Origin of the sequence: Cryobacterium serini, assembly GCF_004404025.1 — a bacterium.
Taxonomy (GTDB): Bacteria; Actinomycetota; Actinomycetes; order Actinomycetales; family Microbacteriaceae; genus Cryobacterium; species Cryobacterium serini.
In genome coordinates, this window is record NZ_SOHN01000016.1 from 338,693 (window position 1) to 355,076 (window position 16,384).

At 64.1% G+C, this 16,384-nt stretch carries 16 protein-coding genes and 1 tRNA gene; 11 read left to right on the top strand and 6 right to left on the bottom strand.

All coding sequences use genetic code 11. The features are described from left to right. The first annotated feature begins 160 nt into the window (after window positions 1-160). The 4 genes from E3T51_RS13555 to E3T51_RS13570 all read left to right on the top strand — a co-directional run bounded on the left by E3T51_RS13555 (window position 161) and on the right by E3T51_RS13570 (window position 4,037). Window positions 161-1,069, top strand: coding sequence for a DsbA family protein (locus E3T51_RS13555; protein ID WP_134530281.1), 909 nt, complete (start codon window positions 161-163; stop codon window positions 1,067-1,069). A gap of 113 nt (window positions 1,070-1,182) precedes the next feature. Beyond that, window positions 1,183-1,258 (top strand) — tRNA-Thr (locus E3T51_RS13560). Window positions 1,259-1,351: 93 nt separating this feature from the next. Beyond that, window positions 1,352-2,947, top strand: a complete 1,596-nt coding sequence (locus E3T51_RS13565) for an ABC-F family ATP-binding cassette domain-containing protein (protein WP_134530282.1) — start codon at window positions 1,352-1,354, stop codon at window positions 2,945-2,947. A 64-nt stretch (window positions 2,948-3,011) separates the two neighbouring features. After that, window positions 3,012-4,037 (top strand): DMT family transporter, encoded by a 1,026-nt coding sequence (locus tag E3T51_RS13570; RefSeq protein ID WP_198417873.1) that lies wholly within the window; start codon window positions 3,012-3,014, stop codon window positions 4,035-4,037. Window positions 4,038-4,063: 26 nt separating this feature from the next. Here the strand turns inward: E3T51_RS13570 and E3T51_RS13575 are convergent, their stop codons facing one another. After that, entirely contained in the window at window positions 4,064-4,639 is a 576-nt protein-coding gene (locus tag E3T51_RS13575; RefSeq protein ID WP_134530455.1) for a nitroreductase family protein, read from the bottom strand. Window positions 4,640-4,649: 10 nt separating this feature from the next. After that, window positions 4,650-5,051: a peptide-methionine (R)-S-oxide reductase MsrB gene (gene msrB / locus E3T51_RS13580; RefSeq protein ID WP_104192053.1), complete on the bottom strand. Its 402-nt coding sequence runs from the start codon at window positions 5,049-5,051 to the stop codon at window positions 4,650-4,652. Window positions 5,052-5,281: 230 nt separating this feature from the next. Between msrB and E3T51_RS13585 the strand changes: the two genes are divergently transcribed. The 5 genes from E3T51_RS13585 (at window position 5,282) to groL (ending at window position 9,599) form a co-directional block, all read left to right on the top strand. Next, a complete protein-coding gene (locus tag E3T51_RS13585; RefSeq protein ID WP_134530283.1) occupies window positions 5,282-5,599 on the top strand; it encodes a DUF3263 domain-containing protein in 318 nt (105 codons plus the stop codon). A 56-nt stretch (window positions 5,600-5,655) separates the two neighbouring features. Continuing rightward, the gene (locus tag E3T51_RS13590) at window positions 5,656-6,219 is read left to right on the top strand and encodes a LytR C-terminal domain-containing protein (protein WP_166806484.1); all 564 of its coding nucleotides are present in this window, start codon (window positions 5,656-5,658) and stop codon (window positions 6,217-6,219) included. A 282-nt stretch (window positions 6,220-6,501) separates the two neighbouring features. Beyond that, a complete protein-coding gene (locus E3T51_RS13595) occupies window positions 6,502-6,705 on the top strand; it encodes a cold-shock protein (protein ID WP_035834941.1) in 204 nt (67 codons plus the stop codon). A gap of 71 nt (window positions 6,706-6,776) precedes the next feature. Further along, on the top strand, window positions 6,777-7,829 hold the full coding sequence (locus E3T51_RS13600; RefSeq protein WP_134530285.1) for a DUF3048 domain-containing protein: 1,053 nt from the start codon (window positions 6,777-6,779) through the stop codon (window positions 7,827-7,829). Window positions 7,830-7,970: 141 nt separating this feature from the next. Continuing rightward, a complete protein-coding gene (groL, locus tag E3T51_RS13605) occupies window positions 7,971-9,599 on the top strand; it encodes a chaperonin GroEL (protein ID WP_104127600.1) in 1,629 nt (542 codons plus the stop codon). A 158-nt stretch (window positions 9,600-9,757) separates the two neighbouring features. On the opposite strand, the gene E3T51_RS13610 is transcribed toward groL, so the two are convergent. The 3 genes from E3T51_RS13610 to E3T51_RS13620 form a co-directional block, all read right to left on the bottom strand. Then, window positions 9,758-10,048, bottom strand: a complete 291-nt coding sequence (locus E3T51_RS13610; RefSeq protein ID WP_104127599.1) for a WXG100 family type VII secretion target — start codon at window positions 10,046-10,048, stop codon at window positions 9,758-9,760. Window positions 10,049-10,181: 133 nt separating this feature from the next. Next, entirely contained in the window at window positions 10,182-11,915 is a 1,734-nt protein-coding gene (locus E3T51_RS13615) for a sensor histidine kinase (RefSeq protein ID WP_104192057.1), read from the bottom strand. A 46-nt stretch (window positions 11,916-11,961) separates the two neighbouring features. Next, window positions 11,962-12,654 (bottom strand): response regulator transcription factor, encoded by a 693-nt coding sequence (locus E3T51_RS13620; RefSeq protein ID WP_092112483.1) that lies wholly within the window; start codon window positions 12,652-12,654, stop codon window positions 11,962-11,964. Window positions 12,655-12,797: 143 nt separating this feature from the next. On the opposite strand from E3T51_RS13620, the gene folP reads away from it, so the two are divergent. Then, the gene (folP, locus tag E3T51_RS13625) at window positions 12,798-13,706 is read left to right on the top strand and encodes a dihydropteroate synthase (RefSeq protein WP_134530286.1); all 909 of its coding nucleotides are present in this window, start codon (window positions 12,798-12,800) and stop codon (window positions 13,704-13,706) included. Further along, window positions 13,706-14,428 carry a pyrimidine reductase family protein gene (locus E3T51_RS13630; protein WP_134530287.1) on the top strand — a complete coding sequence of 241 codons (723 nt, stop codon included), beginning with the start codon at window positions 13,706-13,708 and terminating at the stop codon, window positions 14,426-14,428. Before folP ends, E3T51_RS13630 begins: the two co-directional genes overlap by 1 nt. A 99-nt stretch (window positions 14,429-14,527) precedes the next feature. On the opposite strand, the gene E3T51_RS13635 is transcribed toward E3T51_RS13630, so the two are convergent. Further along, window positions 14,528-16,183 carry a DNA repair helicase XPB gene (locus tag E3T51_RS13635; protein WP_134530288.1) on the bottom strand — a complete coding sequence of 552 codons (1,656 nt, stop codon included), beginning with the start codon at window positions 16,181-16,183 and terminating at the stop codon, window positions 14,528-14,530. Window positions 16,184-16,384 lie beyond the last annotated feature (201 nt).

The following is a 16,384-nucleotide window of genomic DNA, read 5'->3' on the forward strand; positions in this document are numbered from 1 at the left end:
AGGATTTTTGCGTCGCATGCCAGAGCGCACGATCGTTCCAGTATTACACGACGGATGCCCCGGCGCGGGTTCGCGCCCCGTTTGGCCGTTTCCCAGTCAGGGGACCTACTCTTTATGAGGTGCCTTCACGTGCGCCCCCACTTCTCGAAAGCGATCTTTTATGACTATTGGCGGACCAGGCGACGGCAGTCCCTCAAAAAACCGGCGGCGTGATGCCGCCCGAGTGAAAGCCAAGCAGCTTCGAGTCAGTCAAAAGAAGAAGGACCGCCGCAACAAGGTATTTTTGCAAGGCGGCATCGCCCTTGCAGCCATCGCGATCGTCGTTTTGGTTTCCGTGATCATCGTGAATTCAATCAAACCGGCCGGTCCGGGCCCTAAAAACATGGCCAGTGACGGCGCGCTCATCGGCGAGGGCATGGTCACCGCTCTGACGCCCGCATTGCAGCCCAACGCGAACCCGAGGCCGTCCGAGCCGGATCCCACCGGCGCCGTCGCCAACATTCGCGTTTACGTCGACTACCTGTGCCCACTCTGCGGCGACTTCGAAAACGCTAACAATGAACAGATCGCTCAATGGGTCGGGTCCGGCGCTGCGACAGTCGAAATTCACCCGGTAGCCATTCTCACGAGCAAATCCGCCGGCACCAAGTACTCCCTGCGCGCGGCGAACGCGGCAGCATGCGTTGCCAATTATTCGCCGGATGATTTCTTCGCCTTCAGTTCCGCCCTGTTCGTCGACCAGCCCAAAGAGACATCGCCCGGCCGCAGCAACGACGAGATCAAGGCTGTCGTCCGGGAATCCGGTGTGAGCACGGCCCTCTCCAATATCAATTCATGTATTGAGGACGGCACCTACGAGTCCTGGGTGACGGCGGCAACCAGCCGTGCGCTTGACGGTCCTATCCCCAATTCCTCGATGGAGTCCATCATCGGAACGCCGACCATTCTGGTCAATGGCAAGCCCTATACCGGGTCACTCGAAGACCCGAAGGAGTTTGCGTCCTTCGTGCAGGTCGCCCTCGGTGAGACGTACTCCACGTCAACGCCAACGCCGACCCCCGGCGGGTAGTCTGCCACTTCGCAAAGCGGATGCGCCACCTCGTTTCGCGCGCATCCGCTCGGGTGTTGCCCGTGCCAGCGCTGAAATGATTTAGGATGGTGGACTGAGGCCTTGCGCTTCATGCCGGCCTGGCGCAATTGGTAGCGCACCACTCTTGTAAAGTGGGGGTTACGGGTTCAAGTCCCGTGGCCGGCCCCATTTCCTGCTCCGAACCGTGAGTGAGTCTTCGACCTCCCGGGCGCTCGCCCCGACGCCGAAGCGGATGCCCGCGCGCCCTGAGAGGAAACACGCATGAGCCTGATCCGGCTGAACGATGTCAGCATCCGCTTCGAGAACACCCAGATTTTGCGCGAAGCGTTCTTTCGCCTCGAACCTCGTGACCGGGTCGGCCTGATCGGCAAGAATGGCTCCGGCAAATCCACCATTCTCAAGCTCATCCTCGACCAGGTCTCGCCCGACACCGGCGAGGTCACGCTTGAGGACGACATCCGGGTCGGCTACTTCTCCCAGTTCTCCGAACTCAACGGTGCCCAGACCATCACCGAAGTTCTCGACGCGCTGTTCGTGGACGTGAAAGCGGTTGAGGCCGAGCTCGCGGCGATCGACGCGGCAATCGCCCTCGATTCATCGGCCAGCTCTGAACTCGACCGGCTGATCTCCCGGCAGGGCGAACTGTTCGAGGAGATGGAGCGGCTCGACGGCTGGGAGTACAAACGCCACATCGACACCGCCCTGACCACCCTCGGCTTTAACGATGCACACCGCGTCTGCGCCATCGACGAGCTCTCCGGCGGTTGGCGCAACCGTGCAGCCCTGGCGAAAATCGTGCTCCAAGCCCCCGACGTGCTGCTGCTTGACGAACCCACCAACTTCCTTGACGTGGCCGGCGTTGAGTGGCTCGAGGCCTGGTTCAAAAGCTTCAAAGGCGCCGCCATCGTGGTCTCACACGACCGCAAGTTTCTGGACGCTGTCGTCACTCGCATCATCGAGGTGGAGAACTTTCACCTGCACGAGTATCCCGGCAACTTCGGCGAGTACATCGTGCAGAAGCAGTTTCGGCTCAAGACGCTCGAGGCCCAGTTCGTGCATGAATCCGAGCTGCTCGCTTTCGAAGCGGAGGGCATCGCCGACCGCCGTGAAGCAGCCAAGGCCGAGAGCCGCCAGCTCGGCAACCAGCTGGCCCACATCAAGAAGTCGCGCACACCGCGCCCAGTCGACCAGATCATCACGGAGATCTACGGCAACCTGCACGTCAAGGACGTCCTGTGTCGGGTCGAGGGCCTCGCCAAGAGCTACGGCGACAAACTATTGTTCGAAAACCTCAGTTTTGAGGTGCGCCGCGGCAACCGAATCGTGGTGCTCGGCAGCAACGGCAGCGGCAAAACTACCCTGCTGCGCGTGCTCACCGGAGAAGAGACGGCGGACCACGGCTCGGTTGCCTGGGCCAGCGGGGCCGGCGTCGTCTCGTACAACCAGATTCTGGCTGAACTTGATGCCAGCGACACCGTCAGTCACGCCGTCAACGCCATGCCCGGCAGCCTTGCACTCACCGCGACGAAAAAGTCGGTCAACCGATTTCTGACCATGTTCCAGTTCAGCGAGGCCGATCTCAAGCAGAAGATCGGTGCTCTCTCGGGTGGTCAGCGCGCCCGCGTGGCCATGGCCCAGTGTTTGCTTTCCGGAGCCTCGGTGCTGTTGCTCGACGAACCGACCAACCACCTCGACATGTCGAGCACCCAGGTCATGGAACGCGCCCTCGTGCACTTTCCCGGCGCCGTCGTTGTGGTCAGCCACGACCGCTTCTTCACCGACAAGATTGCCAACCGCCGCTTGGTTTTCGGCAGCGAGGGAGCCGCCCCCGGCCAGATCCAAGTGCGCGCCGCCTGACCCGCCCTCTGCTAGGGACGGGGCCCGGCGGCGCACAGCGCACCCCATCTCGTAGTATTACCGGGTGACCCAAGCCCGCGCACGAAAACGAACGGAGGCGTCAGCCGCGCTCGCGACATCCGCTGTGCCGGTCTGGCTGGCCCTCGTCTTCTCGGTGCTGATCGGCGCTTTGTACGCCGTGCAATCACGCGTGAACGGCGAACTCGGCCACCAAATCGGCGACGGATTCATCGCCGCCGTCATCTCCTTCGGTTCCGGCCTGATCATTCTGAGCCTGGGAGTCATCGCGTTTCGCCGCGGACGCCGAGGACTCCAACTCGTCGCGCGCGCTGTATCGGCAAAACACCTGTCCTGGTGGCACCTGTTCGGCGGACTGGCCGGCGCCCTGTTCGTACTATCGCAGGGCCTCGTCGCCGCGCCGCTCGGCATCGCGTTGTTCACGGTTGCCGTGGTGGCTGGCCAGACCGTGAGCGGTGTGCTCATGGATCGTTTCGGTATCGGCCCGGGTGGTCGACGACCGCTGCACGCGTCCAAAATCGTTGGTGCCGCGCTCGCCCTGATCGCCGTCGCCTTCACGGTGAGCAGCGAAGTGAGCGGCAGCGGTGCGCTCTGGCTGCTCGCGCTGCCGCTCGTTGCCGGTATCGGCCAGGGCTGGCAGCAGGCCGTCAACGGTCAGGTGCGGGTCACGGCCCAGAGCGCGCTCACGGCGACCTTTCTAAACTTTCTCACCGGCACCATCGCCCTCGTACTCGCCGCCCTCGTAAACGGCCTGTTGGTAGGTTTCGCGCTCGACTTGCCAGGGAGCCCGTGGCTCTACACCGGCGGACTCATCGGCTGCGTCTTCATTGCCGGGGCCGCGGTCGTTGTGCGCACCACCGGGGTACTGATGCTTGGCCTGTGCATCGTGGCCGGCCAGCTGGTCTGCGCCCTCGCGCTGGACCTGCTGGCGCCAACGGCGGGGCATCCGCTCGGCATGACGACCATCCTTGGAACCGCGCTGGCGCTCGTGGCCGTGGTCATCGCCGCGGTGCGCTGGCGTCGCCCCGGCCACGTCCGGCGCCGAAATCCCACGCCGAGGGCCGGCGCCTAAATCCCGCGCCGAGTATTAGCGTTCGATTACAGAACCTTGAGAAAATCTGCGGGGTCGATTGACAGCCGCACACCAGGTTTGCAGTCCGCCGGGATGCCGCCGATATACAGCCATCCGAGCAGCTCCTCGTTGTCGGCGAGGTCGTGCACCGCACGTACCGCTGCCGAGCGCACGAGGGGTCCGGTGCGCCACATCGCACCCCAGCCGGCGTCGTCGAGCAGAAGCGTGAGCAGGTGCGCGACGCCCGCCGCCGACGCATCCTGCTCCCAATCAGCCACCTTGTCGTTGGCTCGCCGTACGGCGACCACTGCAATTAGCAGCGGCGCTCGTAGCGGCTTGCCGGCCAGTTTGATGGCTTCACTGCCTTCGCAAGCGGATGCCACCACAAATGCCGTTCCCAGCCGCTCCCGTGCGTCGCCGCGTAGTTCGAGTAGACGCCACGGCCGGAGCGCGCCGTGGTCGGCCACCCGTGCCGCCGCGGCCACCAGGGGCAGCAACTGGGCCCGCGTAGGCGCAAGAGCCGTCACTTTGGAGTAGCTGCGCCGACAATTGACGGCCTGAAAGACCGCAGACGTGGCAACATTCGGTGTTGAGGGAGGCAGGCTCACCGCTCTACTCGGCGGGCGTGAAGCTGAGCGAAATCGAGTTCATGCAATAGCGATCGCCGGTCGGAGTGCCGAATCCGTCGGGAAAAACGTGACCCAGGTGCGAGCCACAGTTTGCACAGCGTACCTCCGTGCGCACGCTGCCGAGGGAGCGGTCTTCGAGCAGTTCGACCGCTTCGGGCCGCACCGACTCGTAGAAACTCGGCCAGCCGCAGTCGGAATCAAACTTGGTACCGCTCTTGAACAATTCAGCGTTACAGGCGCCGCAGGTGTACGTGCCGGCCCGGCTCTCGTCGAGCAGCTCGCCGGTGCCGGGACGCTCGGTACCGGCCTCGCGCAGCACGGCATATTTTTCGTCGCCCAGTTCGGAGCGCCACTCGCTGTTTGACTTCTTGATTGCGTAGTCCATGGTGGAGGTCCCTTCGATCCGGCCGCCCACAAACGGACAACGTCTACTCAGCCTAAACTCGTGTGGCGCTGCCCGCATTCCGGGCTGGGCCGTTTTTGCAGCGTTTGCACGGTGATAGCCCCTGCGACTCCGGGCGTTCCGGGCGTGCCGGAGGCAACATCCAGCCACCCACAAATAGGATGAGACCGTCGGATAACCCGTCGAAACTGCCTTGGGGGAGAGATATATCAATGAGTGAGAGAACACCGACCCACGCACACCCTCCCGCTCCGGCCGCCGAAAGCGCCCCGGTTTTGACCCAACTCGGCGAACGCGACGCCGCCGTGCTTGCCTTTGAGCGGCAATGGTGGCGGCATGTTGGAGCCAAAGAAGAAGCTATCCGTGCCACCTTCGGTCTTTCGGCCGCCCGGTATTATCAGATATTGGCGGCACTGGTCGATTCACCGTTGGCACTGGCCTTCGACCCGATGCTCGTGAACCGACTGCAGCGGATGCGTTCCGCACGTTCCGAGGCGCGCGCCAGTCGTTCGCTGCCCGCTCACGACTAGTACCTGACCGCATGTCGCCGGCATGGAGCGGCCGGCCAATCAAGGATCCAATCACTATGGCGCGAAAATTCGCGAAAGACCGTTTCGATACCCACCTGCATGCCCTCGACCGAGTGGGCGCCCACCGTGCCCCTCGTAGAAAGGGCCGCGGGTGGATTGGGTTCTGGTGGGCGCTCGGCGCCACCGTGCTCTTGATCGTGGTCGGCGTGGTCGGAATTTTCGCGATCAACAACCGCCTCGACTTCTCCAACATCCCGGGCCTGTCGTCGCCCAGCTCGACTCCGGTCCCCACCGAAACCGCCATTCCGACCGCCGAAGCGACCGTCGACCCGGCGCTATCCGTGAACGTGCTGAACGGCTCCGCGACGAACGGTGTCGCAGCATCCGTCAGCGACACGCTTACCGCCGCTGGCTGGGTAGTCACCGCCACCGGCAACGCGAGCACCGACACCGAACCGACCACCGTCATTTACTACGCCGATGCCAGCCAGGAAGGCGCCGCCCGCGGCATCGCTGCTTCACTGCCCGGATCGAAAATCGTCGTCTCGACCGGCTTCGTCGGTTCGGGAGCGGCCCTCACCGTCGTCGTCGGTAACGACTACGTGCTGCCAGCTGGCTGACAGGGACTCGAAACTTCCGACCTAGTGGGCATGGCCCGATTCGTCAAGCCCCTTTTCTTTCGCCGTGGCTTCAGTATTATCTGGTTTTGGTCACACATTTTGTTCGGGCAATACCCGCCCGGATCAAGAACACTCGCCCAAGGTAACTTGCACCAGTAGGTAACTTGCAACAGAAGACTTGCTCTCGGGGATTTGCTGCTTGCACAGAATGAACGCAGCTTTTGCGACACGGCCCGGAACAGCCAATGGGCGGTGCCGTCGAAATTGAGCAAGGAGTAACACATGGCGAACGGAACCGTTAAATGGTTCAACGCTGAAAAGGGTTTCGGCTTCATCACTGTCGATGGGGGAGGGCAAGACGTTTTCGTCCACTACTCCGCCATTGACATGAGCGGATACAAGGTACTCGAAGAAGGCCAGCAGGTCGTCTTTGAGGTCGGTGCCGGAGCGAAAGGCCCCCAGGCCGAATCGGTTCGACCGGCCTGACACAGCCAATAATCGGGGTCTGTCCCCCTCCTAACGCCGCCCGCTGCAACGGGCGGCGTTAGTGTTTACCGGTGATCAAGAAAAAGACAGCCCGCACCACACGACCGTTGAAGAGCTCGGTCCTGCTCGCTCTGATCGTGCCGGCACTGCTGCTGAGCGGATGCTCCGGCAGTAGCGCGACGCCGACCAAGACGCCGGCTCCCGCCTGGGCTTCGAGCTATGTAGCCCCCGCCGCCACGGAGATCGCTCCGCTCACCGGCATTGCTGCGGCAGTCGGATCGACGGCGCGCCCTTCACTCGCGGCCAAGATCGACAACCACGTGGCCGCCCGGCCGCAGGTCGCGATCGACCGCACCGACGTCGTGTTCGAAGAACTGGTTGAGGGCGGCATCACCCGGTACGTCGCCGTGTGGCAGTCGAGCATTCCCGACCAGGTCGGGCCGGTACGGTCGATCCGCCCGATGGACCCGGACATCATCGCCCCGTTCAGCGGCCTCGTGGCGTTCTCGGGCGGCCAGCAGCGATTCGTCGATGCCATGGCCGCGACCGGTCAGATCAGTGCCATCTTCGACTACGACACGACTGGCCTGTTCTCCCGTTCGAACGCTACCGCGGCCCCGCACAACGTCATCCTCGCCGCCTCGGAATTCGTCAACCGCAACGCTACAGTCGCCCCGCCTGCCCAGCAATACGCCTATGCTGCCACGCTCGCCGGGGCGTCCGCGGTCGTGGACGGGGCCTCAATTTCAGTGATCAATGCCCGGTTCTCCAACGCGAGTGCCCGAAGCTGGACCTGGAATGCTGAAGCTACCGCTTACCTGCGTGCGCAGGACGGCGCGCCCGACCTCACCGGCGACGGCGTGCAGCTCAAGGCCACCAACGTTGTCGTGCTGCGGGTGAACGTCACCGTCGATCAGAGCATCCCCAAGACCGAGCTCGTCGCCTCGGGTGAAGCGTCGATCTCGACCGGTGGAAAAACGCTGGCGGCTACCTGGAGCAAGGATTCTCAGACCGCACCGATCCGCCTTGTCGACGCTCATGGCGTGACAATTCGGCTCGCTCCGGGCAATACCTGGTTTCAGCTGGTGCCCAATGGCACCGGCTCGACCGATCTTGTTCCCTGACCGTCGATAGCTGGTCAGACGTAACCCCGGATGCTCGCTTGCACTCTCGACCCCAGAGTGCCAGAATCGTTTTAGCACTCTCGTCACCTGAGTGCTAACCCCATCATCGTTTGGAACGTCCGGGAGGGACGAGTTACACATATGGCAAAAATCATTGCATTCAATGAAGAGGCCCGTCGTGGGCTTGAGCGCGGCCTGAACATTCTGGCCGACACCGTCAAGGTCACCCTCGGCCCGCGCGGTCGCAACGTCGTTCTGGAGAAGAAGTGGGGCGCCCCCACGATCACCAACGACGGTGTGTCCATCGCCAAGGAGATCGAACTCGACGACCCGTACGAGAAGATCGGTGCGGAACTCGTCAAAGAGGTCGCCAAGAAGACGGATGACGTAGCCGGCGACGGCACGACCACCGCAACCGTTCTCGCCCAGGCCCTGGTTCGCGAAGGCCTGCGCAACGTCGCAGCCGGCGCCGACCCGATCAGCCTCAAGCGCGGCATCGAGAAGGCCACGGCAGCTGTCATCGCCGAGCTCATCGCCAGCGCCAAGGAGATCGAGACCAAGGAAGAGATCGCCGCTACCGCGTCCATCTCCGCCGGAGACACCGAAATCGGCGCGATCATCGCCGAGGCCATCGACAAGGTCGGCAAGGAAGGTGTTGTCACCGTCGAGGAGTCGAACACCTTCGGCACCGAGCTCGAGCTCACCGAGGGCATGCGCTTCGACAAGGGCTTCCTGTCGGCGTACTTCGTCACCGACCCCGACCGTCAGGAAGCGGTCTTCGAAGACCCCTACATCCTGATCGTCAACTCCAAGGTCTCCAACATCAAGGACCTGCTCCCCATCGTGGACAAGGTCATCCAGACCGGCAAGCAGCTCCTCATCATCGCGGAAGACGTCGACGGTGAGGCCCTGGCCACGCTCGTTGTGAACAAGATCCGCGGCATCTTCAAGTCCGTCGCCGTCAAGGCTCCGGGCTTCGGAGACCGTCGCAAGGCTCAGCTGCAGGACATCGCCATCCTGACCGGTGGACAGGTCATCTCGGAAGAGGTCGGCCTCAAGCTCGAGAACGTCACGCTCGACCTTCTTGGTAACGCCCGCAAGGTCGTCATCACCAAGGACGAGACCACGATCGTTGAGGGTGCCGGCGACGTCGAAGCCATCGCCGGTCGCGTTTCGCAGATCCGTGCCGAGATCGAGAACACCGACAGCGACTACGACCGCGAGAAGCTCCAGGAGCGCCTCGCCAAGCTTGCTGGCGGCGTTGCTGTTATCAAGGCCGGAGCCGCAACGGAGGTTGAGCTTAAGGAGCGCAAGCACCGCATCGAAGATGCAGTGCGTAACGCCAAGGCAGCTGTTGAAGAGGGAATCGTCGCCGGTGGTGGCGTTGCACTCATCCAGGCTGGCAAGACGGCATTCGAGAGCAAGGCAGTCCTTGACCTCGTCGGCGACGAGGCAACGGGCGCGAACATCGTGCGCGTCGCCATCGACGCCCCGCTCAAGCAGATCGCACTCAACGCGGGCATGGAGCCCGGCGTTGTCGCCGACAAGGTGCGCAACCTGCCCGTCGGATGGGGCCTCAACGCCGCCACCGGCGAGTACGTCGACATGATCGCTGCCGGAATCAATGACCCGGTGAAGGTTACCCGCTCTGCGCTGCTGAACGCTTCGTCGATCGCCGGACTCTTCCTCACCACCGAGGCCGTCGTTGCCGACAAGCCCGAGAAGAACTCGGCTCCGGCCGGCGACCCCTCGGGTGGCATGGACTTCTAAGTCCGAGCCAGCACAACCGAACACCACAAAGTGGGCGTCTCCCTTGGGAGGCGCCCACTTTGTGCGTCTCGCTCGGACGACTCGTGCGTACGGGGCCACAAGGGGCGCGAAAATCAATTCCCGGGAATGACCGGCGGCCCCACGATTACAGCAGATGCCTATCGCACAAACAGACGGGTGTTGGCCTGCTCGGTCTCGGCGTACTGCTGCCCGGCGACGCTCAAGGCCTGGTTGAGCAGGGTCAAGCTCTCTTCCAGCTGCTGGTGCATGCCACGCCACTCGGCGAACGCCCCCTGGAAGGCCGCGGAGGCTTGGCCGGTCCAGAAACCTTCGAGGCTGGTCAGCTGGGCGTTGAGATCGCCGACATCTGCTTGTACGCGCGCAATGGTGCCACGGGCGGTACTCGCTGTGCTCTGTACCGCATCGCTGTCGACCTGGAAGCTCGTCATGGTGTGCCCTTCTCCTACATAGCAGTGGTTGGTGACTGCGAGCGTAGAAGGTGGGGGCGCGCCATCCGCTCTCTGAAATTGATCTGTGAGCGGATGCCGCTACCGGCAACCTGTGGAGGATGCGGCGAAATCCCTACGGAATGACGGGTTGCGCGTGCTGTGGTGCGCTCGGTGTGCCGGCGAGCGGGAGTGATACGCGGAAGGTCGCGCCGCCGCCGGGGGTGTCGACGACGTCGACCGTGCCGTTGTGGCTCGCGACGATCGCCGCGACGATAGCCAGTCCGAGACCGCTGCCGCCGGTTTCGCGGGCGCGCGAGGAGTCGGCACGCCAGAAGCGCTGAAAAATCTTCTCTCGAATCTGCGGCGGAATACCTTCGCCGTGGTCGATCACGGCGATCGATGCCCGCTGGGCGCGCGAATCCACCATGATTTCGAGTTCGATCGGGCTGTCAGTAGCGGTGAAGCGCATCGCGTTGCCCATGAGGTTGGTGATGACCTGGCGAATCTTGTTCTCTTCAGCCATGACGATCGGCGGTAATTGCGCATCCATCGGCAGCGCGGTCGGGGTGACGTCGGGCAGGACGGGGCCTCCCCGACGGGGCTTGCGAGTGCGCAGACGGGCCAGGGTGGCGCCGGCAAAGGCGATGGCTCCCGTCGGTGTGCCGGTTCCCGACGACCGCGTGATGGTGCCGGTGGTGGCGCTCTCCGACGAGTCGTTCCCTAATGGAAGAATTTCTCCGGAGTCCCCGTCAATATTCACGTCGAGGTCGTCGCCCCGCGGCCCGCTCGGCGGCGGGGGAGTGAGTACGGTGATCTGGCGGCCGGGGGAGCTGGCCATGGTGTCGAGGGCGGCGTCGCGGGCCAGCGGAACGAGATCCACCGGGGTCAGAGCCAGCGGCTTGGTCTCGTCGAGGCGCGCTAGTTCGAGCAGATCCTCGACCAGGCCGCCCATGCGAATGGCCTCCTTTTCGATGCGTTCCATGGCCTGGGCAACATCTTCGGGCGTTTGCAGCGCACCCATGCGGTACAGCTCGGCGTAGCCACGAACTGAAACGAGCGGGGTGCGCAATTCGTGGCTCGCATCGCCGACGAAGCGGCGCATCTGGTCGATGGTGCGGGCTCGGTCCTTGAAAGCACGGTCGATGCGGCTGAGCATGATGTTGAGCGAACGGTTGAGGCGACCGACCTCGGTGTTTGGGGTGGCACCGCCGAGGCGCTGGCTGAAGTCACCGTCGGCGATGGCCGCTGCGGTCTGCTCGGCTTCCCGCAGCGGCACGAAGGTGGTCGTGACGAGCACCCGGGTGAGCATGGCCCCGATCAAGACCACGCCAGCGCCGAAGCCCAGAAAAATCGTGAGGTAGGTGGCCATGGTGTTCTCGGTCGGCCGCAGCGACACCGCCATGACGAGGGTGCCGTAGGTGCCGGTGGGGCTGATCACCACGGGCACCATGATCGCGTGAAACTCGGTGTCGTGGGCGGCGTCCCACAGGGTCTGGATCTGCCCGTCAAGCTGGGACACCCGTTTCAGATCGAGCGGCATGCCCACGACCGGCAGTTCAGCATGGTCGCGTTCCTGCCAGGTTCGAGTGATCAGAGCACCGTCCTGGTCGTAAAGTGCCACGAAGTAGTCCGACGCGACGCCTTCGGTGTCTCCCTGCGAGAAGACGCTCGACGAATAGCCGCTGAGCGCGGTTTGTGTGTCGACCTGCAGCTGCGTGTCGACCTGAGTCACGACATACTGCTTCAGCATTGCCATGGTGCCGATGCCCGAAACGAGCAGGCCGAGCGTGAGCATCAGCACCGTGACACCGGTGATCTTGGAACGGAGGGAGATGCTGCTCCACCGTCTCGACAGGGTTTCGTGCATTTGGATTTAGTCTACGAAAGCTCGCTGTGTATAACGTGCGCCGGGACTACGCCTTGGCAGCCTTGAGCATGTAACCGAAGCCACGCTTGGTTTGAATGAGCGGTTCGCTCGAGTGCACATCGACCTTGCGACGCAGGTAGGAGATGTAACTCTCCACAATTCCGGCGTCACCGTTGAAGTCGTACTCCCAGACGTGGTCCAGAATTTGCGCCTTCGACAGCACCCGGTTGGGGTTGAGCATGAGGTAGCGCAGCAGCTTGAATTCGGTAGGACTCAGTTCGATGGCTTCCGTACCTACGAGAACCTCGTGGGTGTCCTGATCCATGGTGAGCTCGCCGGCGCGGATCACGGCGTCTTCGTCAGCGTGCATGGTGCGACGCAGGATGGCCTTGATGCGGGCGACGATCTCGTCGAGGCTGAATGGCTTGGTCACGTAATCGTCACCGCCGACGGTGAGGCCGGTGATCTTGTCTTCGGTGTCGTCTTTGGCGGTCAGGAACAGGATCGGTGCGGTGTAGCCGGCCGAACGTAGGCGTTTGGTCACCCCGAAGCCGTTCATGTCGGGCAGCATGACGTCGAGGATGATGAGGTCGGGTTCCTCCTCAAGTACGGCGGAAATAGCCTGCGCGCCATTGCCGACGGCGCGCACGGCGAAGCCGGCGAAGCGGAGGCTGGTGGTGAGGAGGTCGCGGATATTAGGTTCGTCATCGACGATAAGGATGCGGGGGCCGTCAGTCATGCCCCCAGTATCTGCGCGTTAGCTGAAGCTTTGCTGATAGTGGACGGTGTGTGCGGCGATCGGTGGCAGATAACCGTCGTGCAACGCGGATTACCGCCATGATGGGAGAGGACGATCGACTCGTCCCACAGGTGAGGACCGCTATGAACCGCACGAGTACCGGCACGACGTTGACGTTGCCTCAAATGGATGCCCCGCAGCGGCTGATCGGCGGCCGCACCTTCAACTTCGATCGAGAGGTGGCCGTGATGGCCATCATCAATCGCACGCCGGACTCGTTCTATGACCAGGGCGCAACGTTCGCGCTCGACGCATCCGTTGTGGCGGCGCATCGGGCGATTGCCGACGGAGCCGACTGGATCGACATCGGCGGGGCTAAATTCGCTCCAGGGCCGGCCGTGCCCGTCAAGCAGGAGATCGCGCGGGTGGTGCCGGTGGTCGAGGCGCTGCGCGGCTCGGGCGTGGTCATCTCGGTCGATACGTTTCACCCCGCGGTGGCCGCTGCGAGCATCGCCGCCGGCGCGCACGTGATCAACGACACCACCGGAGTGCACGATCCGGCCATGGCCGACATCGTCGCGGACAGTGACGCCACTCTCGTGATCACCCATAGCCTGGCGGCGCCGCGGAGGCCCTACCCGGCGCCGCACTATGACGACGTCGTTGCCGATGTCAGCGAGTTTCTGCTGGCGCGGGTCGATCGGGCTATGGGGCGCGGCGTTTTGCGCGAGCGGATCATCATCGACCCGGGCCACGACCTCAACAAGACCACGCGACACTCGCTCGAACTGACCAGGCGGCTCGGCGAGATCACCGCACTGGGCCTGCCTACCCTGGTCGCCGTCTCCAACAAAGATTTTGTGGGGGAGAGCCTGGACCGGCCACGCGGCGAACGCGTGGAAGGTTCTCTGGCAGCCATGACCGTGTGCATTCTGCAGGGTGCCCGCATCGTGCGCATGCACAATGTGCGGGCCGCCGTCGACGCGGTGCGCATGACCGAGGCCATCCTCGGGTTTCGTGAACCCGCCTACGAGCGCCACAACCTCGCCTGATGAGGGCTGAACTGCCGCCTCGGGCCGAATTGATCGAGGACTACCGCGTGGCCGCCCGATCGGTGCCGCGGGTGCGCGTCAACTTCATCGCCAGCCTCGATGGTGCCGCAACGCATGAGGGGCTCAGCGGCGGCCTGAACAACGCCGACGACAAGATGGTCTTCGACACTCTGCGGCTGCTCACCGATGTAATTTTGGTCGGTGCCGGAACGGTGCGCGCCGAGGGCTACGGCGGCATTCTGCTGCCAGCGGATGACGCGGCCTGGCGCGTGCAGGCGGGCCTGGCCGCCCAGCCCCGGGTCGCAATCGTGTCGGGGCGGCTGGATCTTGACCCTGGGCATCCGGTTTTCACGGATGCGGCGACCCGACCCATTGTGCTGACCCATGCAGCAGCGCCGACCGACCGGCGGATGGCACTCGCCTCGCGCGCCGAGGTGGTCGACTGCGGTGAGGACGCGGTCGACCCGCGACGCATGGTGGCAGAGCTCGCTCGGCGCGGTCTGCCCCAGATTCTCTGCGAGGGCGGTCCGCATCTCTTCGGCGACCTCGTGGCCGCGGACCGGGTCGACGAGCTCTGCCTGAGTCTCGCCCCGGTGCTCGAGGGGGGATCCGCCGGGCGCATCGCCGTCGGGGCGACCGCGGCGACCCGCGCCATGGAGTTGGTGCACGTGCTGCGCGCTGGCGACATGCTGTTCCTGCGGTACGCCCGTCGACAATCCTGACGCGGGCGGGCGGATGCGCTGGGCCCACCTTACGTCCCCGGGCCCAGTTTATAAGCTGGGCCGGCGGACGGGGCCCAGGCCCCATCCGCCGGAAGGGGGTCAGGCCGCCAGGGTGGGGGCGGTGAGGCTCTGCGCGTCAAGGATCGTATAGCTGTAACCCTGTTCAGCGAGAAAACGCTGGCGGTTCTGGGCGAAGTCCTGGTCGACGGTGTCGCGGGCGACGAGCGTGTAGAAGTTCGCCGACAGGCCCGACTCCTTCGGGCGCAGCAGCCGGCCGAGACGCTGCGCCTCTTCCTGGCGCGAGCCGAACGAGCCGGACACCTGGATGGCCACGGTTGCCTCGGGCAGGTCGACCGAGAAGTTCGCGACCTTCGAGACCACGAGCACCTTCACCTCGCCCACGCGGAACGCCTGGTACAAGCGTTCGCGTTCGTCGATGGGGGTGGCGCCGGTGAGCTGCGGGGCGTTCAAGACCTCGGCGAGTTCATCGATCTGGTCAAGGTACTGGCCGATCACCAGGATGCGTTCGCCCTCGTGCTTCTTGATCAGGGCCTGCACCACGCCGAGCTTGGCCGGTGCGGTCGCGGCCATGCGGTAGCGTTCATCGTCCGCGGCGGCGGCGTAGCTCAGCCGCTCCGACTGCGGCAAGTCGATGCGCACCTCGAAGCAGTTGGCCGGGGAGATGAAGCCCTGGGCTTCGATCTCCTTCCACGGGGCGTCGAAGCGCTTCGGGCCGATCAGGCTGAACACGTCGCCCTCGCGGCCATCCTCGCGCACCAGGGTGGCGGTGAGGCCGAGACGGCGGCGCGCCTGCAATTCGGCGGTGAGCTTAAACACGGGCGCGGGTAGCAGGTGCACCTCGTCGTAGATCACCAGGCCCCAGTCCATGGCATCGAGCAGCTCAAGGTGGGCGTACTCGCCCTTGCGCTTCGCCGTAAGAATTTGGTAGGTCGCGATGGTCACCGGCTTGACCTCTTTCACCTGTCCGGAGTATTCGCCGATCTCGTCCGGCGTTAGCGTCGTGCGCTTGAGCAACTCGTCGCGCCACTGGCGGGCCGAGACGGTGTTGGTCACCAGAATGAGCGTGTTGGTCTTCGCGGTGGCCATGGCCCCGGCGCCAACGAGGGTCTTGCCAGCGCCGCACGGCAACACGACGACGCCGCTGCCGCCGTCAAAGAAGCTCGCAACGGCCTTGTTCTGGTAGTCGCGCAGCGCCCAGCCGTCTTCCTTCAGCGCAATATCGTGCGGGGTACCCGGTGTGTAACCGGCAAGATCCTCGGCCGGCCACCCGAGCTTCACCAGTTCCTGCTTGAGCTGCCCGCGAGCCCACGCCCCTACGAGATACGTTTCCGGAGAAGGATGCCCGATCAACAGTGGCGCAATGCGCTTCGCCCCTGCTATTTCGGTGAGAACGGCTTGGTCACTGCTATGCAGCACGAGGGCACCCTCGGGGTCACGTTCGATGACGAGCCGCCCGTAGCGACCGACCGTCTCGGTGATATCCACGCTAACCGTCTGCGGTATGGCGAACTTGGAATACTTCTCGAGCGTTGCGAGCATGTCGGACGCATCGTGCCCCGCCGCCCGGGCATTCCACAGGCCCAGCCGCGTGATGCGATAGGTGTGGATGTGTTCGGGGGCGCGTTCGAGCTCTGCGAAAACGGCGAGGTCGTGACGAGCATCCTCGGCAAGAGGATGGGCAACTTCGAGCAACACCGTGCGGTCACTTTGCACAATCAGGGGGCCATCAGACATAGCCCCCAACTCTACGCCCGTCTTGCGGGGTTCCCGGTACGGGGCGGTGGCCGCGCACTCAGTTGGTACGCCCGTCTTGCGGGGTTCCCGGTACGGGGCGGTGGCCGCGCACTCAGTTGGTACGCCCGTCTTGCGGGGTTCCCGGTACGGGGCGGTGGCCGCGCACTCAGTTGGTACGCCCGTGCGGCGGTGCTCCGGGGA